At 53.9% G+C, this 20,471-nt stretch carries 17 protein-coding genes; 4 read left to right on the forward strand and 13 right to left on the reverse strand.

Annotation, left to right across the window (positions count from 1 at the left end):
* Positions 1-126: 126 nt before the first annotated feature.
* Genes RIC19_RS03780 through RIC19_RS03790 form a run of 3 tightly spaced genes read right to left on the reverse strand, consistent with a single transcriptional unit; the run spans position 127 to position 4,229 of the window.
* A complete protein-coding gene (locus RIC19_RS03780; RefSeq protein WP_350176955.1) occupies positions 127-2,775 on the reverse strand; it encodes a carboxypeptidase-like regulatory domain-containing protein in 2,649 nt (882 codons plus the stop codon).
* A 6-nt stretch (positions 2,776-2,781) separates the two neighbouring features.
* Positions 2,782-3,750: a FecR family protein gene (locus tag RIC19_RS03785; protein WP_350176956.1), complete on the reverse strand. Its 969-nt coding sequence runs from the start codon at positions 3,748-3,750 to the stop codon at positions 2,782-2,784.
* 5 nt (positions 3,751-3,755) lie between these two features.
* On the reverse strand, positions 3,756-4,229 hold the full coding sequence (locus tag RIC19_RS03790; RefSeq protein ID WP_350176957.1) for a hypothetical protein: 474 nt from the start codon (positions 4,227-4,229) through the stop codon (positions 3,756-3,758).
* A gap of 547 nt (positions 4,230-4,776) precedes the next feature.
* On the opposite strand from RIC19_RS03790, the gene RIC19_RS03795 reads away from it, so the two are divergent.
* The gene (locus RIC19_RS03795; RefSeq protein WP_350176958.1) at positions 4,777-6,291 is read left to right on the forward strand and encodes a T9SS type A sorting domain-containing protein; all 1,515 of its coding nucleotides are present in this window, start codon (positions 4,777-4,779) and stop codon (positions 6,289-6,291) included.
* 315 nt (positions 6,292-6,606) lie between these two features.
* Here RIC19_RS03795 and RIC19_RS03800 read toward each other — a convergent pair whose 3' ends face one another.
* From RIC19_RS03800 to RIC19_RS03830, 7 genes are all read right to left on the reverse strand, one after another.
* Positions 6,607-10,491 carry an AsmA family protein gene (locus RIC19_RS03800; protein ID WP_350176959.1) on the reverse strand — a complete coding sequence of 1,295 codons (3,885 nt, stop codon included), beginning with the start codon at positions 10,489-10,491 and terminating at the stop codon, positions 6,607-6,609.
* Positions 10,492-10,611: 120 nt separating this feature from the next.
* Entirely contained in the window at positions 10,612-11,097 is a 486-nt protein-coding gene (locus RIC19_RS03805; protein WP_350176960.1) for a biotin/lipoyl-containing protein, read from the reverse strand.
* A 79-nt stretch (positions 11,098-11,176) separates the two neighbouring features.
* Entirely contained in the window at positions 11,177-11,572 is a 396-nt protein-coding gene (locus RIC19_RS03810) for a hypothetical protein (protein WP_350176961.1), read from the reverse strand.
* Positions 11,569-11,823, reverse strand: a complete 255-nt coding sequence (locus RIC19_RS03815; RefSeq protein ID WP_350176962.1) for an AtpZ/AtpI family protein — start codon at positions 11,821-11,823, stop codon at positions 11,569-11,571. The genes RIC19_RS03810 and RIC19_RS03815 overlap by 4 nt, the downstream gene beginning before the upstream one ends.
* Positions 11,810-12,295: a bactofilin family protein gene (locus RIC19_RS03820; RefSeq protein ID WP_350176963.1), complete on the reverse strand. Its 486-nt coding sequence runs from the start codon at positions 12,293-12,295 to the stop codon at positions 11,810-11,812. Before RIC19_RS03820 ends, RIC19_RS03815 begins: the two co-directional genes overlap by 14 nt.
* Positions 12,296-12,488: 193 nt before the next feature.
* Positions 12,489-13,541 (reverse strand): PorP/SprF family type IX secretion system membrane protein, encoded by a 1,053-nt coding sequence (locus RIC19_RS03825; protein ID WP_350176964.1) that lies wholly within the window; start codon positions 13,539-13,541, stop codon positions 12,489-12,491.
* Between the two features lie 312 nt (positions 13,542-13,853).
* Positions 13,854-14,945, reverse strand: a complete 1,092-nt coding sequence (locus RIC19_RS03830) for a trypsin-like peptidase domain-containing protein (protein ID WP_350176965.1) — start codon at positions 14,943-14,945, stop codon at positions 13,854-13,856.
* A gap of 93 nt (positions 14,946-15,038) precedes the next feature.
* Between RIC19_RS03830 and RIC19_RS03835 the strand changes: the two genes are divergently transcribed.
* The gene (locus RIC19_RS03835) at positions 15,039-15,833 is read left to right on the forward strand and encodes an Fpg/Nei family DNA glycosylase (RefSeq protein WP_350176966.1); all 795 of its coding nucleotides are present in this window, start codon (positions 15,039-15,041) and stop codon (positions 15,831-15,833) included.
* Positions 15,834-15,868: 35 nt separating this feature from the next.
* On the opposite strand, the gene RIC19_RS03840 is transcribed toward RIC19_RS03835, so the two are convergent.
* A complete protein-coding gene (locus RIC19_RS03840; RefSeq protein ID WP_350176967.1) occupies positions 15,869-16,081 on the reverse strand; it encodes a hypothetical protein in 213 nt (70 codons plus the stop codon).
* A 213-nt stretch (positions 16,082-16,294) separates the two neighbouring features.
* Between RIC19_RS03840 and RIC19_RS03845 the strand changes: the two genes are divergently transcribed.
* Both RIC19_RS03845 and RIC19_RS03850 read left to right on the forward strand, forming a co-directional pair.
* Positions 16,295-16,450: a hypothetical protein gene (locus RIC19_RS03845; RefSeq protein ID WP_350176968.1), complete on the forward strand. Its 156-nt coding sequence runs from the start codon at positions 16,295-16,297 to the stop codon at positions 16,448-16,450.
* A gap of 55 nt (positions 16,451-16,505) precedes the next feature.
* Positions 16,506-18,035: a T9SS type A sorting domain-containing protein gene (locus RIC19_RS03850; protein WP_350176969.1), complete on the forward strand. Its 1,530-nt coding sequence runs from the start codon at positions 16,506-16,508 to the stop codon at positions 18,033-18,035.
* An 81-nt stretch (positions 18,036-18,116) separates the two neighbouring features.
* Here RIC19_RS03850 and RIC19_RS03855 read toward each other — a convergent pair whose 3' ends face one another.
* The gene (locus tag RIC19_RS03855) at positions 18,117-18,302 is read right to left on the reverse strand and encodes a hypothetical protein (RefSeq protein WP_350176970.1); all 186 of its coding nucleotides are present in this window, start codon (positions 18,300-18,302) and stop codon (positions 18,117-18,119) included.
* A gap of 149 nt (positions 18,303-18,451) precedes the next feature.
* Complete coding sequence (locus RIC19_RS03860; protein WP_350176971.1) at positions 18,452-20,302, reverse strand: hypothetical protein; 1,851 nt, start codon at positions 20,300-20,302, stop codon at positions 18,452-18,454.
* Positions 20,303-20,471 lie beyond the last annotated feature (169 nt).

Genomic DNA, 20,471 nt, shown 5'->3' on the forward strand with positions numbered 1-20,471 from the left:
AGGTTGCCTGTTAGGCGGCACGCATACAGCAGGGATATGCTGCTTTTAGAGCTTGTTCCTACTAACGGTAAAGAGCCTTATATTAACTACATTTGCCTAACTAAAACAAGAAACAGCCCCGCTCCCCTACCAGGCCCACCGCCCCCAGACACTCCAGGTCCGCCCCAGCAATTGCAGCTCATTGCCCAGTACAGCCGTGCGGTTGGGCAGGTTGGGCGCGGGCAAATCAATGCCGTAGAATTGCTGCCGGTACAGGGTATTGGGCGCATCCGCCAGATTGTAAACCGATGCGCCAAAGGTCAGCTCACTGCCCTTCAGGGGGATGGTGTAGGCGGCACTGAGGTCCAGCCGGTGGTAGGCAGCAATGCGCTGATAGTAATCCGGGGCGCCCTGCCCGCGCTCATCGCGGAAGTCGTCCAGAGAAGTATCCAGAAAGGGGGCACCGCTGGCGTAGACGTAAGTCGCGCTCCACGCCCAGCGATCGAACCGGTACTCATTGTACCAGCTGAGCTGATGCGGCCGGTCTTCCTGTGTGGGAAACCATTCGTTTTGGAAAGCGGCCGGGTAGCGTTGCAGGGAGCGGCTCAACGTGTAGGACAGCCAGCTTGTGTACCGGTCGCCGGTTTTGCGGATGAGGACTTCTGCCCCGTAGTTCCGCCCTTCTCCACTGAACAACCGGAATTCCCGGGTACGGGGGCGGGGATCGCCCACAGTGCCCAGGCCGCTGATTAGGGCGGCGTGCTGCAGGCTGCCTTCAGTGCGCTTGAAGAACCCGCCGACTTCCCAACTTATGACAGCACCAGTATACTGCAGCCCTGCGGCAGCCTGATTGGCATGGGCAACGGGCACGGCTGCTTCATTCGCAAGCTCCCAAACGGCTACGCTGCGCCCAAAACGATTCTCATGGTAGTAGCGCCGCAAAAACTGATGATAACGGCTCAGCGAGGCATTGACCGACCAGCGGTCCGACCAACGGTAGCGGGCACGAAGGCGGGGGGATACATAGGGCCGCTGCGTACGGGAATAGTAGGTCAGGTGAGTCGCCCAGCTCCAGTCCCAGGGGCCAGATTCGTATTCGCCACCAGCGTATAGCGCGTACTGTGTACCCGACGAAATCCGGGAGCGGATGGGTACCTCGTCATTCTCCAGATTCAGTGCGGTGGCGTTGTGCTCCAGACGGTAGCCCAGGGTGTAGGTCGTTCCAGACTTTGGCGTCCAGGTATTTTTCCAGTTGAGGTGCAGCCCATCCAGGTCATTGTACCGCAGGTTATCTGTCCCGAAAGCGCGGACGGTATCCTGAAGTACCCGCCGGAAGCTCGTGGTGGTGCGTTCGGTCTCTTCGTAGCGGCTGCCGCCAATCGTCAGGGCAGACTGCCATTTGTCGTTCCACTCGTGCTGCAGGTTGGTGCTCCAGGCCTGGTTTTGCCAGTTGGAATTTTCGGTCACCAGGCTTTGGCTGATGATGAACTCGTCCCGCAGGCGCTGCCGGAAGTCAAACCCGTATTCGTAATCGTAGGTATCGCTGCTGCTGAAAGCGTTGGCCTCTAGCGTGGTCTTTTCGGACAACTGCCAGCGCCATTTCAAAAAGGCATCGTGGAATTGAAAAGCAGGCTGCACCCGGATCAGGCGGTCTGTCAGGAGCGATTCATTGTCCATACCGGGCAGGTCCAGTTGCTGACTGAAGACCTGAAAGAGGCTAGAAGTGCCCAGGTTGCTGTGGGTGATGCGCCCCCCGCCGGTAAGGCTCATGCGCTTGCCCAGAGGTACCGACACATTGCCCTGCAACAGTAGGTTGGAAACGGTGGCGCTGCCAGTGGTTTTTTCGGGCAGCCCCTCCGGGCTCAGCATCTCCACGATACTCGCCGTGCGGCCGCCATACTCCGCCGGAAAACTGTTTTTGTAGAGGCGTACCGATTCCAGCAGATTCCCGTCCACACTACTGAAGATGCCGAAGAAGTGGTCAATATCGTACAGGATCATACCATCCCAGACGATGAGGTTCTCGTCGGGCATACCACCCCGGACCTGCAGGCCGGAGGAAAAATCATTGTGCGCTCCCACGCCGGGCAGCAGTTGCAATTGGTGGAGTGGGTCCAGCTGACTGCCCAGCCCCGGGAGCTGCGCGCCTGGCCGGATGGTGTAAAACTGATCGCGCCCATTGGCAGACAGCGCCGGAGTCATTTCCACCACCACCACTTCCGGGATACGTACTTCGGCTTGGCGTAGCGAGAGGTCAGACAGGGGCTGTCCGGGCGTATAAGCTACACGCCGGCTTTCGTACCCGATATAACGCAGCTCCAGTTGAATAACAGTGTCCAGATCAGGAAGTGACAGGCTGAATAACCCATCAGCGTTGGTGCAATCCCCTACAGTTTGCCCCACCCAGTGAATGCTGGCGAAGGGCAGTGGCGCTTGTGTTTCGGCATCACGGATAATACCCGTAAGCAGACTTGTGGCGGGCACAGGTATAGCTGGAGCGGGTTTCGGCCGCACCAGGATTTTATCCTCCGCAAGGGTGCGGTATTCCATACCTGAAGCATCTAGTACCCGGTACAGAGCTTGCACCACCGGCTCTCCATCCAATTGCAGGGTCAGGGTGTGGGGCGAGATGGCAGCGGCATCGTAAGCGATAGACAAGCCGTATTTCTGTTCAAACACCTCGAAAACCTGAGCTAGCGGCTGTTCCTGGAACCGCTCCGTCACCCGCTGCTGCGCAAAGAGCGCAACGGGAAGTAAAGAGAGCCAAAATACGTACAGCCTTGGCCGTAGTCCCATATCAGGTTAGGAGTTGTCGGAAATAATCACCCGTTTGCCATTGACCTCAAAGGTCAGGTCCATGGGCCAGCAGATGGCTTCCAGAGCAGCATTGAGATCGCCACTTTCAAAGAAGCCGGTGTATTCCCGGTCGGCGAGATCATCCGGGAGTTTCACTTTGACTTCAAACTGTCGTTCCAGTTCTGTGAAAACCATCCGCAGAGTGGTGGATTCAAAGTAGTGCACCCCTTCGCGCCAGGCAGCTGCTTTTTCGCCTTCAAAAGTATCTATCTGCAGTACGTTACCCTGACTGATCGCTATCTCGCCCGGAGAGAGCACTTCGGAGCTGCTCGCTGCCGCTACGCGTACGGAGCCAGTAAAGCAAGCAACGGCAAAACGCTCCTTACGGGCTTCCACATCGAAGCTCGTACCAAGAACCTGCACATCACCGAAAGGGGTTTTCACCAAAAAGGGCGTCCCTTTTTTGACGTCAAAAAAAGCCTCCCCAGTCAGCTCGATGCGCCGGGCACTCGGCCATTCATCAGGCTCGTAGGAGATCATTGACTGAGCATTGAGGATGACCACAGACCCATCGGGCAGTTCGTAAATATCCTTGCCACCGGTCGTGGTGACCAGGCGTATTTCAGGCGGTGCCGGCAATGCCCACCATCCGGCCAGAATCAGCAGTACAGCCACTACAGCCGCCAGAAGCGTCAACCGCCGGCGCTGCCAGATGGAGGTAACCTGTGCTTCTTCGCGGGTAGCGCGATCAATGGTAGACCACATATTGTCCACCTGCGCCGGGGTGGGCTCTTGTGTGTCAAATTCCATCGCCAGTACGAGCTCCCGGGCTTTGCTAACCTCCGCCTGGCATTCCGGGTGCTCCTCCAGCCACTCCGACCATTCGGCATCTTTGTCGCCCTCCCGCACCCAGTGGATGACGTCCGTCTCCTGGGCCAGCGCTACTGCATCGTAATTGACGTATTGTGCTTTCATGTCTTTTAGTTTTGTCCGAACAGTTCGTCCAGGTAAGCAGTCCGGGTGACATTCCGGTAGTTGTACCGGCAGCTGCCATTCCCACTCTGCATCATGCTGAGGCAAAAGCCCGCCGCATCCTTCGCATCTTCGTGCGCCCGGCCCAGATAACAGTGCCCCAGCTCGTGGAATATCAGGTGCTCCCGCTCCAGGTCATTGGCTGCCGACCAATTCGCAGGCCCGATTTCAATAATGCTGATGCCCGAGGTGTACTGCGTACATAAACCCGCTTGACCATCGACCAGTTCATCGGAAAACACCGCACCAATCTCTTCGCTAGCCAGGTCGATATCCAGCCCCCGCAACACCCCTTCCGCTTCAAAGCGTTCAAAGTAAGGCTGAAAGGCCGCATCTACGGTAATAGCAGGCGTTGCCTCTTCTGCTTTTTGGCAGCCGGCCAGTACCGATAAAAATACGATAATTGCAGGGATTCGCTTCATGACAGTCTTTCGGTTTGTAAAATAAGGCAGGAGAGTGGGGAGTTGTACTCAAAAAACGGAGGTTTTTTTAATTTTTTCTCACCGGGTGCAGTAAGCCAAGCCATGCCCCGGGCATTCACCCGGTGTGCTTTTCGTAAGCGCAAGAGCAGTACGCCGGGCAGGGGACCCGACAAAATTGCAACTATGTCGGAAAGGGAATGCAGCGGGCGAGGATCTAACATTGTATTTCTCCGCCCAATTCCGTATCTTACCGATTATTCACTAACCGCTAAAAAACGGACCTCATGTTTACACACACCATTTCGCGCACGGTACGCCGTCAAGCTTCTTTGGCTCATGCTCATGATATCAGGCTTGCATACCGCAACCGGGCAAAACTAAGTCACTTATGGTTTGTACGGGAAGCACGATGAAGACCCCAAGAGCTATTTCCTGCGTGTTCAGTTCAATTTTATAGATGAGCCGGCATCTACTGGGCACGCCTGCAAATAGCCGGGCAGCAGCCAACGCACCACAAAATCATTGTATCACGCTAAACAAGCCTGCCATGAAGCTAGTAAACAAAGCACTTTTATTGCTGCTGCTGGGGCCTGTAGGCCTTCGTGCACAGTCTTTTAATATTGCTGAAGATTTAGGGTATCAAAGTAATTACTTTGAAAGGGTGATTGTCCATAATGATACTATTGTAGCCTTGGGTACCGCTCGAACTGATTCCTTAGAAAGTGGCGTTTTAATTGCTTTATACGATTCCACAGGGCAGCGATTAGCCAGCCAGCTGTTAACAGACTTTGGAGGGGAAGGCTTATATATGCTTGATAATGCTGGTGGATTTGCACCTGCAAATGGAGGGGGGTATGTTATAATTGCTTATTCGATCCGTTTTAATGCCATTTTTATCAAGCTGGATGAGCATCTCAACGAAGAGTTCCGTCATGAGTATACCGACATTGAAGATGTTAGTAATTATAACTACCGCAGCCCTATTCCTCTGGATAATGGCTACTTGCTATACGGGGATATAGACCGGGACAATGGGGTGCCCGACCCCTTTGTGCGCATTGTGGACGAGCAGGGGCAGACCGTGCGGCTTAATTTTTACGGGAGTTATGAGGACAAGGATATCTACCAGGATGCCCAGCTTTTAGGGGATTCTATTTTGGTAGCTGGGGGTCAGCGGCAGGTTAGCCTCGGCTACAGCAAAAACTTTTTCCACCGCATCCGCATATCCGATGGTGCCTTACTGGATAGCTGGGAGTCTTCAGTAAACGCGGACATGGGCTGGCTGCGGCAATTGGTTGCCCTGGAAGACGGGGATATCATCACCTTTGGGCAGCAACCGCTGGAAATTATCGACTGGAACACTTACATCGTACAGCCGATGCTGACCCGCTTCAACAGCAACTATGAGGTCGTTTGGCAGCGGCCTATTTACCGTTCTAGCTATCATTCTAAGAGGAATGGCCTGCACGAAATTAAACAGGTGTCAGATGGTTACTATGTAGGGTCTGGCCACGTAAGTACAAATGTAGATGGCAACTCCACCCGTACAGGCTGGCTATTTAAGTTCACGGCTTTCGGTGATTCGCTCTGGTCGCGCTATTATCTTCCTCCATTTGATACACTTAATAATCCTATCCTTGGGGGCAGCTTTTTCTCCTTTGGGGAGCTGTCCAGCGGTAATTTGGTCAGTGGTGGAGAAGCTAATGGCGATGGCTCTCAGCGCCGCTGCTGGATCATCAAAACGGACGCCAATGGGTGTCAGGGGGAGACGCCCTGTGAGGTGCTTACGGATGTGGCGGAGGCGGAGCCGGTGGAGGAGCCGGGTATGCGGGTGTTCCCCAATCCTGCCTCCCGCCACCTCACTGTCGCCTGGCCGGGCGCAGCGCCCACGGGCACTGGCTACTTCACGCTCTACAATATGCAGGGGCAGGCCGTATGGGCGGCAGCAATGCCCTGTACACCAGAGGTGCCGTTGCAGTTGCCGGAGCTGCCACCGGGCGTTTATGCCCTGCGCGTGGAAGTGGAGGGGCAGGTTTGGGTGGAAAGGGTGGTGATTCGGTAATGGGCTTGGGCATGGGGTTTTGGTGTTGTCCCTCCTTTTCCTATCGGCTACGGCGGACAGATTCCCGCCTCCGCGTAAAGCTACGGCGGACAGAGGGTGTTATGGTTTTATGGTGTTCCCGGCTTCCCGGGCTGGTCAATCCGTACGGATCGATATTGGCGCGTCTGAGCTTGCTTCGTCGGCCGGAGAAGGTTAAAGGTGCTCAAAGTTAACCAGCTTCACATCAGGCGGGATCCGGAAGGTTTTCAGGGTAAAGCTGGGGCAGCGCTCCTGGAAAAGCCCGGGATTAAGCTCCACACCAGCGTAGCGGGGCATTCACTCCCTCGACAGCACCCACTTCACCCGCAAGCCAGCACCCCGGTCATCCGGGATCAGGCGAAGAAGGATGTTGGGGCCACTGAGCCCTTTCTCAATTTGCTCCAGGGCAGCGCGGTTGAGGTCGCGGCGGAAAAGGTTGCCCATGGGGATTTCCAACAGTAGGTCCGTCCGCCTTTGGGAGCCAAGGTCATATTGACCAGATACCGCAAATGCAAGGGCAGAGGACCGCACTTCCATACGATCAATACCCAGCAACTGGCCATTGAGCTGAAAGGTATTCTCCAGCGTGGCGAAGTTGATATGGCTGAGGTCACGGCGGGCAAACAGCAAATTTCGGATGGAATCCAGGGCGGATAAATCTAGTAGTGCACCGTCCGTAAGGTGCAAGTCGAAATGGCCCCGTAAACTATTGGTGTCTAATTCGTAGTTGGCATTGGCCCGGGCCTGGAATCTTATATCGGCAGTGAGTTTCCCTTCTATGTTTTCGTGACGGAGCGCCGATTGCCCGAAATCATCAAATGCCCGGAAGGCTTTCTGTACATCGGTCTCTTGCAAATCAGCCTGAAGGTTGAGCAATGGCTGATTCTCTTCCAGCCCGGTGACTTCCCCGGACAGACGGAAGGTCCCGTCCGCTAAATCCATAGTCGTTTCATCGAACGCTACGCGGCCCTTGCCCATTTCCACACGCCCTCCCACATTCATGGCTAAAAAACTACGGTAGTTCACCGTATCCAGTTGCATTCGAAAATCAGCTTCGATGTTACTCAGCCCGGCGTTAACCAGGCGCGTAATGTCCGTGGGGAATTCGGCTTGTTCTACCTGCTCCACCTGGAATTTCTCCGGTGCCTTGAAGCGATCCAGATCAAATCGGGGGCTTCGAATATTAAAACTGGCCTTCAATGTGTAATCTGGCAGGAAAAGGAAGGGCAGGAAATTGCAGATCGTCCCCTGCCCTTCAACCACATTACGGTTGAGGAGCAGGTCCACATTTTCCAGGTGCAAGTCTGCGCCATCGAAAGAGAACCGGGTATCTACCTGCTCAAAATCGTAACCCCGGGGCACGAAGGTAAACTGCCCACCGGATATTTGACCAGTTCCCCTAAGGTCGGCCGTGAGTAAAGCGTCCTGTACATCTATATGCCGGTGGGGCTGCCCGGCATACTCAAACTGCACCTTTGCATACCCGCCCCTAAAACGCAGTTGATCCGAAGAAAACATACGGTCTAGCTCACGCAGGGGCATATCTACAGAGACGCTGGCATTCAGATAGGGGTCGTGCAATTGGCTCAGGCGGGCACGCGCATGCATGGGCGTATTCCCGAAGAGTTCTGCCTGTACCGTATCCAGCTCCACACAACTGCCGCCATCTTCACAAGTCCCAACAAACCGGCTTTCGAAGTATACATTGGATAATCGCAGGGCTTGATATTGCAGCGTATCCGAACGAACCCGTAACTCCCCCTCTATACGCTGCAGCGCCCGGGCGATGGTCTGCCCCACCTCACTTCCAGCCTCTTCCTGCTGCTCTGTACCGGGTTCAGGGAAGTCAAACTTATTCAGGTCAATGCCCCGGCTATCGACCTCAAGCACAGCGCGCAGGCGTGGCGTGTTTTTCCCAAATACAAAGGGCAATACTTCATCAATGCGGCCGCTTACCCTGCCCGTGTTGCCGTTTACCGTAAGTTGAAGGGTGTCGAGGTAGACGTGGGACTCATCAAAGTGAATGGCCGCACCGACCTCGTCAAAATGATACCCTTGCGGTAAATAGTCGAAGGTAGCGTCCCGGAGCTGCACCTGCCCATTCAGCCCGGCTTGCAATACCGCCTGATTGAGGCTACCGTAACTGCGCAGACTGCCTGCATAGGACAACCGCAGGGCGTAGCGACCCGCTTCCAGTTTCAGTAGCTTTGGGGGCATTAAGGGCTGTAAGTTTTTCAGGGGCGCATTGGCCGTCAATTCGAACCGCAACTGCGGGTCATGCAGCTGCGTCAGCCGGGCCGTACCTGTTAGCGGCAGGGTGTTGAAAGCGGTGAGCCGGAGGTTGTCCACCTCAATACAGGCTTGGCTGCCCACACACCGCCGCCGCAATGTGGCTCTAAAGGCCACCTCCGTTGCCTCCAGCTTCCGGTATTTCAGCGATTGCGCCTCCACTACTACCCTACCTTGCAGCTTACGGGCCAACTGCTCCACAGTACGCCCCAACTGCTGACCGGGAGCCGGCGCAGCAGCCGGAACGGAAGGCTCCTCCTCCGACAGTGCCGTAATCCACTCTTCAAGGCTGATGCTTGATGCTTGCAGGTTCACATCGGCCCAAAGCCGGGCGGGCTTCTGAAAAGCCAGGCGGATCAAATCCTCAATACGGCCCGAAAACGTCACCTCCTGGTCCTCGAAAGTGAGCCGCCCGGCAGTGAAGTCCAGGTCATTCGCATTGAAACGGAAGACCGTATTGATGTTTTCAAAAGGTGCGTTCAGCCTGCGGTGCCACAGAACCGCATTACGCAGCTGACCTTTGCCGGACAGCCGGACAGCAGGTTCCAGCACGGTAGAATCGTTAAGGTCTGCGGCATGGCCCTCCAGCGTGAAGCCCAGAGCCAATTGCCCTGATTTGATAGCCCAGCTGCTCTCTGGAAGATAAGGCGCAAGCCGGATCAGAGGCGTTTCTATCCCCCCTTCTATGGTCACTTCAGGCGACTGTAAATTATGGTTGAAATACGCAAACCGGACAGGCAACTGCTCAAACAGCAGGGCGGAGTCCACCTCCACCCGCAGGCAGCCCGTTTGAGGAGTAATCAGACGGGCGGTATCGCAGTCATTTTGGAAGTGGGCCCGCAGTTGCACTTTTGTAAAATCCATACCCGCGGCCGATAGTGCCAGTTCCCGGGCTTCGATGCGGACGTCCAGGGGTATGGGCTGCCCCGGGATAGTGGGGCCATGAATGACCACTGCTACCGGCAAGCCCCCTTTGATCTCAAATGGCTGTACCGCTTTTCGAATATTTTGGGCAACGATTTGCCGCCCTTTTTCCAGGCTGATGCCGGGGGTTCGGATTTCGAGGTGCAGCAGCCCGGGGTTCCCGGGTTCCAGATAGCCCTGCACATTAATGTCATGCTCCAGTACCGAGATCTTTGAGCTTGCTCTCAGGTGCCAACGCCGGCTGACAGCAGGTATGCCCACCTCAAGATCAAGAGCAACGGGCATATTTTCCAGGAAAGGCCCGTTACGGGGTTTGAAGGTGAGGCCTTGCGAGAAAGCCTGCCCCTGCAATTGTACCAGCAGGAGGGTGTCCTGTTGTTCAAAATTCAGGGTACCTTTTTCCACGACAAAGCGATGATGTTTGTGCAGGCTGTCATCCTCATAACTAAAAAACAAACCATTCAGGCGGACCCCTTTCAATTGGTGCAAAACACGAACCTGCTCACGATCCAAAACCGGTCCGGCAGACGCTTCCTTTTTGAGGAAGTCGAGGTTGGTATAGCCTGTGCTGTCTTTATAAACCTGCACGCGGGCACTGTCTACGTTTATCGAGCGGAATTCCACCTCTTTCTGCAATAACGGCCAGGGGCGGAACACCAGGTCCAGCTCTTTGATACGGAGCAGCTCCCGCTGATGATGCCCATAAGCTGTGTCCCGCAGTGTCAGATTGAAAAGAGACAGGGAAAGGAATGGGAAATGGTCGAAGTACCGGAACTGGTAGTGGTCAAAGTTGGCCTGTACGCCCAGTTCCTGTTCAGAAACCTCCCGAATGATGCGCGGTACCCGGTCCTGATCGGAGATGGCAAGGTAGTAGACCAGCCCGGTAAACAGCAGGAACAATACGACACTACTTCCCAGAAAGACCAGGAAGTAGTGCAGTACAGTCCGTGTGCTTGGGGATGGCGGCATACAACGTTTTTTGAGCCAGAATAAACTTGCGCTCTTTTACTAAACGTAGAATAGCCACTATTTGCTCGGTACTTTCATGGAGTTTGTCTCGCTACAAGGCAAAAAACCAGGAACGGGGACCTATTCCATCTCTATCAAAAGGTGGTTTTTCTCCACAGCTTCGCCTTTGGAGACGTTGACATTTTTCACTACGCCCGTACCCGGAGCTTTGATGACGTTCTCCATCTTCATCGCCTCCAGAATCAGCAGGGGCGTGCCTTCTTCCACTTCCTGCCCGGCTTCTACGCTCACTTCGAGGACCAGTCCGGGCATAGGGGCATTAATATCTTTGACCACTTGCTGAGCGGCCACAGACAAGCCCAGCCGCTTAACGAGTTGATCGTATTCATCTTCGAGCTTCACCTCATAGATGACACCGTTGATCTTGAGCTCAAAGATTTTGTCGTTGTAATTGGTGCCTAAGACTTCTGCATTATAAGACAGGTTGTCTTTAATGATGTGGAATTGACCGTCTGCAGTAGGGATGATATCTAATTCACCCTTGATTTCATCAAAGGTGTGCTTTTCGTTGACGGTTGCGCGGAAGGTGGTTTTGCCGTTGACCATATTTTTTTGTTGGTTGGTTTTCGTTTTGGAGTTTGTTTGCGATTCACCCATTGGGCGGCTCATGCCAACAAAACAAACTCTACTGCTCTGCTCGGGTGTTCAATCGGCCTAATTTCATCATAATATAAGTCTCGAATATAGTGTAAATCAGGTACATCAGAAAGAAAGGGATGATAAAAAACCGCGATTCCGGTTGCATCAGCTGATTGTAGCCGAGAATAAAGAGGATCGCGATAAAGATTTTGCTGATGGTGACGCCAAGGGACACGTTGGTAAAGTCGTGTTTGTTGTCGCTGAAGGCGGCTTTACGGCCGGCATAGAACATGACCATACTTAGCAAGACAAACACGCCAAGGCTGATCCAGGCTACCGGTTGAAAGGCCGCAAACTGCGGGAAGGTATTGATACCATAAGCAACCGCAGCGGCTAATAAAGTAACCAGAGCAAGTTGGATATAAAAAGCTTTTGCAGTCACTGATCTTTGTCGTTTTGGAAGAGGATATCCTTCAGGGTTAGGTAGAGTGCTGCGAAGATAGAGAGTAAAGCGAACAGGACCGTCAGGTAGGGACGTTCGGTTTGAAAACGGGCATCAAGTTGTTGCCCGGCGAACGTCCCTATCAGAATGATAACGCCCATTTGGATAGCCATACCAGAGTATTTGAGGTAAGCATCCACCTGTTTGCGGGGGGCGTCGTCACGGTCTTGGTCTTTTTTAGGATTGGGCACCTGCGGCCTTATTTTCTTTCACGTTGCTGCCTGCCTTGCGGTCCGAAGTTTTGCCGTCGGGCCGGGCATTTGAACTGTTGCGCTTCGCGGCGCCTGCTCCCATAGAGCAAGTGACATTGAAGGTAGCGCCAGACTGCACGATGAGCTTTTCTGTGGTCACTTCGCCACTGACCACAGCGGATTCACGGACATTGAGAAGGGCGCTCACTTCGAGTGTTCCTTCGAATTTACCTTCTACCACTGCATTTTGGCAGCGGATTTCGCCTTCTACGTACCCGGTGGGGCCGATGATGACCTTTGCGTCACAAACGAGCTTGCCTTTGATGGTGCCATCGATACGGATATCGCTTTCTGACTTTACCGTACCTTCCACAACTGTGCCTTTCACCAAGCTGTTGAGGCCGCTTGATGCCGTGGGCGTATTGGTGCTTTTGGTGTTGGTGTTTTCTTTCTTGTTATTACCTCCGAACATAGTCCTGCTGTTTAAAGCGTGATATAATTAGTTAATGGGATAAACCGGGGGTAGATGAAGGGTTTTTTAAATCGATTCGCAACGAAGATAATGCGATGACCGGGTTTTGCAAAGCTTTGCAAACAAAATCGCCTCCCGCTGAAGCAGCGAAAGGCGGTTTTGTTTGGCATGCAAGAGATTGTTACTCCCCAAATTAGAAGTTCGGGCAGTACACGCCACGGCGTTCGACACCGCAGATTTTATACGCCAGGGCGAACTCGAAGCCGCCGTTGGCATTACTCGCCTCGCGCAGCGGGGATACGTTGATATCGTAGCTGAAGCCGAGGCTGAAGTTCTCGTAATCAAAACGAGTAGAGAGGATGGCAGCATCGTTCAGCACGCCACTCTCAATTTTATTAGACACGCGTGTCCACAATCCAAACTGAAAAGACTGATTGGAACGGCCGTTGCCCAGAAGGAACTTGAAGCTCGTACCCGCATTCACCTGAAAAGAAGGTCCCTGACTCATCACAATCACACCGGGCACAAGACCAAAACGGCGCCCTAACATAAACTCACCACCAGCGTGGAAAGTAAAGCGGCTGTAGAGCAGGTCCTCATCATCGGAGTTGAACGACTGATTGGAGCGGTTGAGGTGGTGGAAGGCACCGCCAAAGTAAAGGCTATTGTTCTCATCAAAAACGCTGAACCAAAGCAGCCCGGCTGCCAGATCTGCAAAGATGAAGTTATCGCGGTCAAATATCAGCTCCTCGCCGGAAGGCAGAGAACCATTGAACCCACCTGCACCATCGTGCTGCAGCCCCCAGCGTAGCTGCAAGAAGTCGATACTGCGCTGAGCTACACCCGCCTCAGCCCCTACCACGAGGTAGTTGGCTTGTTTGCGGTAACCGCCCATGCGCTTGCTATAGGAAGCAGAAAGCTTACCCGTCAGGGTAGAAAAGTTCGCTTCGCCCGCTTCATCGCCCCAGAAAGTACCACCGATACCGAAGTAATCGTAGCGGCCCACGGGGATACGCTGATCGTAAGAAAAGGAATACGTATTGTAAGCATTGGACCTCAGGACACTTGCCCACTGATTGCGGTAGTTGGCAACCATTCTGATATTACAGTTCATTACACCAGTCATAGCCGGGTTCAGGTTGAGCGGCGAGAGGTAGAACTGTGAGAAGTGGATATCCTGTGCGCTAACGGAAAGAGCGCCCAGGGCCAGCATACAAGTGACGAGAATCGACTTGAAATTTTTCATACAGGCGGTTATTTGTAAAATTGCTTCAATGAGTCAAAGTGATTGAATCGTAAACTTGGTGATCGCTTTGTTTAAACTAAACTGGTGTTTTCGGTTCCTGTTTCCAGAAGCTGGAGTAGGGCTGTTAAAGCGGCGCTTTTGGGACAACCGCGTAGATGTATTTGCTAATGAATCACAATAATAGCGAATGTTAGGCAAAGGTTGAACATTTTTTCTGTTAAATGACTGCTAACGTCAAAGTCCTGTCAGAAAAAAGGCAACAATAGCCCTAACGTAAGTTCTGCCCTTTTCCGTTTGGTCAGGAAGCCAATTTTATTCCTCCTGCCGCCATCTGGCCCCGTATTTTTCTACCAGCACGTTGTCGTAATAGTCTGCCCGCTCAAAGAGGTGGCGGAACAATTTCATGCCGGTGCTCAGGTTGAGGTAGCGGTCAAAAATCAGGAGCGACAGCACCACATCCTGCTCCTTGATGCTAAAGGAAAGGTTCTCCGTCTCAAAATTTTCGCGCAGCAGGAACTCGTAAATCGGCTTAATATCCGTTTGGGGCAGGGCGCACAGGTAGGCGTCGCCCATAATCAGACCGGTGTCTTCATGATAGGTGATGTTGATACGGGCACTGCCTTCAATGATTTCCCAGTTGTTGGGCCCACGGCGGGAGAGGCGGACGTCCTGCCCAATTTCCACCAATAACTCCTCAATGCTTTCGGCCACGCCCACCGGCTCGTACGCCTCTGCTAAAGACGGCAGATAGACCTTCGCACCACAGTGGGGGCAGTATTGCTCATTTTCAACTTCCTGCTCAGCTACCACATTATCGCAGGCTTCACAACGTACTTTCACCCCGGGCTTGGCAGACTGATAATCGGCCAATGCGCGCTTCAGGTAGCGTACCGGCAGGGAAAACCCAATATTATCGCCTTGCTCCATCCCCAGTGTGTTGACGCCAATGACCTCCCCGTCCCGGTTGATCAGCGGGCCACCGCTGTTCCCGGGATTAAGCGCTGCATCGTGCTGCAGATAGCGGATCCTGTCCACCTCCCGGCTGGTATTCGAAATCACGCCCTGTGTAATGGAAAATTCCAACCCAAACGGATGGCCAATAGAGACAACTACGTCCCCTTCGCTGAGGGCCTCGTCATCGCCCAAAGTGACCGTTGCGGTATCTGCCTCGAAGGGGCCCTGCATGCGCAGAAAAGCCAGATCGTACCGGGGGTCTGCATAAACCACCGTTGCCAGTTGCTTCGGCAGGCGGTCGCCACGGACTACCACCTCGCGATTGTCCTGTACAATATGGTTGTTGGTCACCACCAACTGCCGGTCAGGCAGCAGGAAGCCCGTGCCCGTGCTGTACGGCGTGGCAATCTGAATAATGGAGTCCCGATACCGGTCAATAATCGCTTTCATAGAGTGGTCTGAGCTACACTTCTGCCTGTGAAGGTACAAAATCGCAACAATTGCCCGCTTTTTGGAGTTCCGAATTTTCAAAGCCATAAAAACATGCCGGAATTACCTGAAGTCAACGCCAAGAAAAACCACTTCGACCAGGTGGCCCTCCACCAGAAAATAGAGACCGTCGACCTGATTGATACGAGCTACATCCTCAAGGAGATCAGTGGGCCGGCTTTCGCCGAAAAGCTGACGGGCCGCACCTTCACCGGATCCTACCGGCGGGGCAAGTACTTTTTCGCGAAATTGGACAATGGCGACCATATCCTCTTCCACTTTGGCATGAGCGGCCGCTTCCGTTATTACGATGACCCCGACGACCAGCCCAAATACGAGCGTTTTGCCTTCGATTTTGAAGAGGGTGGCCGTCTCGGCTTCGACTGCCCCCGCAAACTGGCGCGCATTCATTACGTGGAGGACCTCGACGCCTTTATCGCCAAAAAGAACCTGGGCGAAGATGCCCTTGTCCTCAAAGAAGCCGACTTTTTAGAAATGGCCAAAGGCCGCAAGGGCACCATCAAAGGCTTCCTGCTCAACCAGAAGTACCTGGCTGGCATGGGCAACCTCTACGTGGATGAGGTGTGCTGGCAGCAGGGCATCCACCCGGCTTCCGTCATGGGCTTACTGAGTGAAGAAGAGCAACGGGCGATGTTCCAAAACATGCAAGCCATCCTCCAGAAAGCTGTCGCCCTCGATGCCGTCTACCCGGATTACCCCGAAGAGTGGCTGTGGAACCACCGCGATAAAGGCGGCACCTGCCCCAAAGATGGCACGGAACTGCAGCGCGACAAAGTGGCGGGGCGCTCGACTTATTACTGCCCGCAGTGCCAGGAGTTGCGGAGTTAAGGTTAAAGGGCTTCAGGGCAGGCTCACCGGGTGCACTAATCCAAGCCACTGCCGGGGCATTCACCCGGTGTGCTTTTCGTTTTGCCGTAGTCAGCACGCCGGGCGAAGGGAGAGCGCCCGGCGAGGAAGCCAAGCCAAGCCACTGCCGGGGCATTCACCCGGTGCGCTTTTCGTTTGACCATAGTCAGCACGCCGGGCGAAGGGAGAGCGCCCGGCGAGGAAGCCAAGCCAAGCCATTGCCGGGGCATTCACCCGGTGCGCTATGCCTATGCTTATGGTGAGGGCGACGGGCGAAGACCCGACATTGTTTTTCTCCACCCAATTCCGTATCTTACCATCCATTCACTAACCGCTAAAAACGGACCTCATGTTTATACACACACATTCCATCCGCCGAAGCCAACAGGCGAAGGAGGACACACACATTCTGCGCACGACATTCTGTTAAGCTTCTTTTTTTCATGCTCATGATATCAGGCTTGCATACCGCAACTGGACAAACCTACGTCACTTATGGTTTGTACGGTAGATACGAAGAAGACCCCAAGAGTTATTTCCTGCGTGTTCAGTTCAATTTTTCAGATGAGCCGGCATCTACTGGGCTCGGCTGCAAATAACGGGGCAGCAGCCTGAGCACTATAAAATTATCGTATCACGCTAAAGAAAAATCCTATGAAATTATTAACCAAAGCACTTTTACTGGTGCTGCTGGGACAGGTATCTCTTAGTGCGCAGTTGTTCAATATTGCCGAAGATCTGGGGTATGTGAACAACCGGTTTGAAAGAGTGATTGTCCATAATGATACGATTGTTGCTGTTGGATTAGCCAGCACGGACTCTCTGGAAAGAGGTGTTTTAATTGCCTTGTATGATTCCACAGGACAGCAGATAGCCAGCGAAATATTGACAGATATTGAAGGTGAAGGCTTATATATGCTCCATAATGCAGGTGGAGTGGTACCGGCAAATAATGGAGGATATGTCATAATAGCTTATTCTATTCGCTTCAACGCTATTTTTATTAAATTGGATGCATATCTCAACGAAGAATTTCGTTATGAATACACCGACATTGAGGAAGGTGCCAATCACAACTACTACGACCCTATCTCTTTTGCGGAGGGCTATTTACTTTACGGATATATAGACCGGGACAATGATTTGCCAGACCCCTTCGTCCGCATTGTGGACGAGCAGGGGCAAACCCTTCGGCTCAACTTCTACGGGGAGTATGAGAGTAGGGACATCTACCAAGATGCCCAATTGATTGGAGATTCTATTTTAGTAGCTGGCGGGCAGCGGCGCAGTGCTTTGGGGGGAGGGTACAGCAAAAACTTCTTCCACCGCATCCGCTTATCGGATGGCGCAGTTTTAGATAGCTGGGAATCATCGGTCAATCCGGACATGGGCTGGCTCCGACAGCTCTTTGTCCTGGAAGACGGCGATATCATCACCATCGGGCAGCAGCCCCTGGAGATAATCGATGAGAATACCTTCATTGTACAACCGATGTTGACCCGATTGAACAGCAATTATGAAACCGTATGGCAGCAGCCCATATGGAGATCGGGCTACCATATATGGAGAGATGGCCTATATGAAATCCAACAGGTATCAGATGGTTATTTTGTAGGGTCCGGGCATTTGAGTACCGAGATTGATGGTGACCCGACCCGGGCTGGGTGGCTGTTCAAATTCACCGCTTTCGGGGACTCCCTCTGGTCGCGTTACTATCTGCCCCCCTTTGAAATTGAAGGCAACCCTCAAATTGGCGGCAGCTTTTTTAACTTTGGAGAACTCTCAAGTGGTCATCTGGTCAGTGGCGGGACGGCAAGCGGCGATGGCCCTCAGCGCCGCTGCTGGATCATCAAAACGGATGCCAATGGGTGTCAGGGGGAGACGCCCTGTGAGGTGCTTACGGGTGTGGGAGAGGCAGAGCCGATGGAAGGGCGAGGGATTCAGGTGTTCCCCAACCCCGCCTCCCGCCACCTTACCGTTGCCTGGCCGGGCGCTGCGCCCACGGGCACTGGCTACTTCACCCTCTATAGTATGCAGGGGCAGGCGGTATGGGCGGTAATAGAACCATCTGCACCAGAAGTGCCGCTACAGCTGCCGGAGTTGCCGCCGGGCGTGTATGCCCTGCGTGTGGAAGTGGAGGGGCAGGTTTGGGTGGAAAGGGTGGTGATTAAGGGTAAAGGTTAAAGTGTTCAAGGTTAAAGTATTCAAGGTTAAAGGGTAAAGGAGCAAAGGTTAAAGGGGGTCAAGGCAGGCTCACCGGGTGCACTAATCCAAGCCATTGCCGGGGCATTCACCCGGTGCGCTTTTCGTTTTGCCGTAGTCAGCACGCCGGGCGAAAGTACCGACTTCCCATACGGGCCAGTCCATACGGATGTATACTGGCGTTTCCAAACTACGTCGGACGGAGAGCGCGCCCGGCGAGGAGGCCAAGCCAAGCCATTGCCGGGGCATTCACCCGGTGCGCTTTTCGTTTGACCATAGTCAGCACGCCGGGCGAAGGGAGAGCGCCCGGCGAGGAAGCCAAGCCAGGCCATTGCCAGGGCATTCACCCGGTGCGCTGTAGGTGTGCTTATGGTTTGTAGGCGGGGCAAGCGCCGCAATCACTCACAAATGCTCCCGTTCTGGCCACAGAACATCCCTTCCGGCAAGCCACAGTTTACAAAGGTGGTGTTGGAGGCCTCCATTGAACCTGTGCTTTCGATTTTTATCTGCCTGATACTTTTAATTACACTGCCAGGCTCAAGCACCACCCGGCCGGCAACCTGTAGGGCCTGTATGGGGCCATCCGGACAAGCCGTATACAGTTTGCCGCTTTCTATAATGAGTTCGCCCCCGTTTTCCACCTCGATTGCCGCCCCGGCCGGCAGGGCAAGATCACACAGCACCGTCAGGCGGGCACCGGCGGAGATAACGAGGTCGGAATACAATTCCCGCGGGGCTTCCCACACGATGTCTGCCCCGGGGGGAATAACCAGACCCTCTGCTGTTGGCCGGCACCGTACCGGATCAAGAGCAAACCCGCCATCCCCATCCGGAAAGCGCTCAAAGTCCGGTTCCAATGCTGCAAAAAAGTGGTGCATCTTTCCAATTTGGCACTCCGTGAGGGCACAGCGCTCCTGAAAATTGCACCCCAGGCGGTTGTAATCGGACTTCCAGGGGGTATCCGCGCAGCCATCGCCTCCGTCAGCATGCTTCTTGTGCGCCTGCAATGGACTAAGATGGTCTACTGAAAGGACATGAAAAATCTCCCCAAGCATCCCTTCCCCCAGGCCGGCTTCCGAACCGGGATAATCCACTTCACAGGTTTGTTGCCCCGGCGTGATGCCATGTTGCCAGATATTGTACACCCCAAACAAAGCCTGCGCAGGATAGTCGGGTACCTGCCCTCGCTGACAGCCCATAGAGGAGGTCAGTCCACCGCCACAAGGCCAATAGCAGTCGTTATCGTCCGGTATGCGGGGGTCGCCAGGGGGCTCAGCCATCCACTTGCCACCGGTGATAAACACATGGAATGCGTGCTGCACTTGCGGAGCGATCAGGGCTTCATAATCCGGGTGCGAGGGGTCTGGAGATTTTAAATAGCGGTCATCTACCTGATACCAATAGCCATATCCGCCCGATTTACAGCCGGAATAGCCAATACCCCACCCTTTATTATCCGGATGGAAGAACACATCCTTGCCTGCCGTACCGGTATTGAGCAGCCGAATACGGGCATCGGTCATGTGTGGAGACCCATCCGTAGGGTCATCGCAGAGGTTGCTGAGCACCCCATTTGGCCCTTTAGGGTCATCAAACCAGGATTGGATGATGTCCATGTGCTCCTCTGTGAAGTTGCCGGGGTCATCCGGGTGGCGCACCCATTGCCCGAGACTGTCGGGGTCCTCCTTTTGGAAAATATGCACAATAGTCTGCATGTAGCGCACCGGTGTCAGCTCCGGGTGGTCAGGGTCGGGCGCATAGTTGACAGATTGGTTGCAGGCCCCTTCTGCTTCTTCCGATGGCCAGCAACCTGGATATGGCCCCCCGGTCGTACCTGCCGGCCCCGGGCAAACCGAACACTGCTCGCGGGTACGCCCCGCCCGTCGGTTACGGTAGCGGCAGTTCTCAATTGCGGAAAAAGAGGCAGCAAGCGAAAGCCAGGTTTCCCGCCGCGTGGCTTGGATTGGCACCTTTTCGAAAGTGTGACTGCCGCCGCTTAATGCAGCAACGTCTATTTCCACGGGCTGCAATACATACTCCCCCTCCACCCGCAGCAGGCCGGTTGCCGGGTAGTCGGTAAACGTGACTTCAATAGTACCGGTGAATTGATCATCTGTCCAGTCGAGTGTATTCTGATCCTTACAAAAGGCCCGTTGCATAAGCTTGACCTCCACAATAGGACAGTCGGTGCCAACGGGCGGTACCCAAAGCCAAAAATGCAGCAGAAAGGACAGGGTGGGAAATATCATAATCGTTGTGTTAATAAGTCCATATCTAAGAGCTTGTTGGGATTTTGCTTTTGGAACGAACGTAGCCAAATTTTGTTCTGATCGAGGCGTGATGAGGGAGCATAGCCTTAGCTAAGTGACTGAAGAGCAACGAAGAGCAGGACGAAATTTGGCAAGAGCAGCCCAAAGG

Origin of the sequence: Phaeodactylibacter sp., from assembly GCF_040219495.1 — a bacterium.
Classification (GTDB): Bacteria; Bacteroidota; Bacteroidia; order Chitinophagales; family Saprospiraceae; genus Phaeodactylibacter.

Bases quoted from the DNA above. Each gene is read 5' to 3' on its own strand.
- RIC19_RS03780 (WP_350176955.1), bottom strand. From the start codon at position 2,775: ATGGGACTACGGCCAAGGCTGTACGTATTTTGGCTCTCTTTACTTCCC.
- RIC19_RS03785 (WP_350176956.1), bottom strand. From the start codon at position 3,750: ATGAAAGCACAATACGTCAATTACGATGCAGTAGCGCTGGCCCAGGAG.
- RIC19_RS03790 (WP_350176957.1), bottom strand. From the start codon at position 4,229: ATGAAGCGAATCCCTGCAATTATCGTATTTTTATCGGTACTGGCCGGC.
- RIC19_RS03795 (WP_350176958.1), top strand. From the start codon at position 4,777: ATGAAGCTAGTAAACAAAGCACTTTTATTGCTGCTGCTGGGGCCTGTA.
- RIC19_RS03800 (WP_350176959.1), bottom strand. From the start codon at position 10,491: ATGCCGCCATCCCCAAGCACACGGACTGTACTGCACTACTTCCTGGTC.
- RIC19_RS03805 (WP_350176960.1), bottom strand. From the start codon at position 11,097: ATGGTCAACGGCAAAACCACCTTCCGCGCAACCGTCAACGAAAAGCAC.
- RIC19_RS03820 (WP_350176963.1), bottom strand. From the start codon at position 12,295: ATGTTCGGAGGTAATAACAAGAAAGAAAACACCAACACCAAAAGCACC.
- RIC19_RS03825 (WP_350176964.1), bottom strand. From the start codon at position 13,541: ATGAAAAATTTCAAGTCGATTCTCGTCACTTGTATGCTGGCCCTGGGC.
- RIC19_RS03830 (WP_350176965.1), bottom strand. From the start codon at position 14,945: ATGAAAGCGATTATTGACCGGTATCGGGACTCCATTATTCAGATTGCC.
- RIC19_RS03835 (WP_350176966.1), top strand. From the start codon at position 15,039: ATGCCGGAATTACCTGAAGTCAACGCCAAGAAAAACCACTTCGACCAG.
- RIC19_RS03840 (WP_350176967.1), bottom strand. From the start codon at position 16,081: ATGCCCCGGCAATGGCTTGGCTTGGCTTCCTCGCCGGGCGCTCTCCCT.
- RIC19_RS03845 (WP_350176968.1), top strand. From the start codon at position 16,295: ATGCTCATGATATCAGGCTTGCATACCGCAACTGGACAAACCTACGTC.
- RIC19_RS03850 (WP_350176969.1), top strand. From the start codon at position 16,506: ATGAAATTATTAACCAAAGCACTTTTACTGGTGCTGCTGGGACAGGTA.
- RIC19_RS03855 (WP_350176970.1), bottom strand. From the start codon at position 18,302: ATGCCCCGGCAATGGCTTGGCTTGGCCTCCTCGCCGGGCGCGCTCTCC.
- RIC19_RS03860 (WP_350176971.1), bottom strand. From the start codon at position 20,302: ATGATATTTCCCACCCTGTCCTTTCTGCTGCATTTTTGGCTTTGGGTA.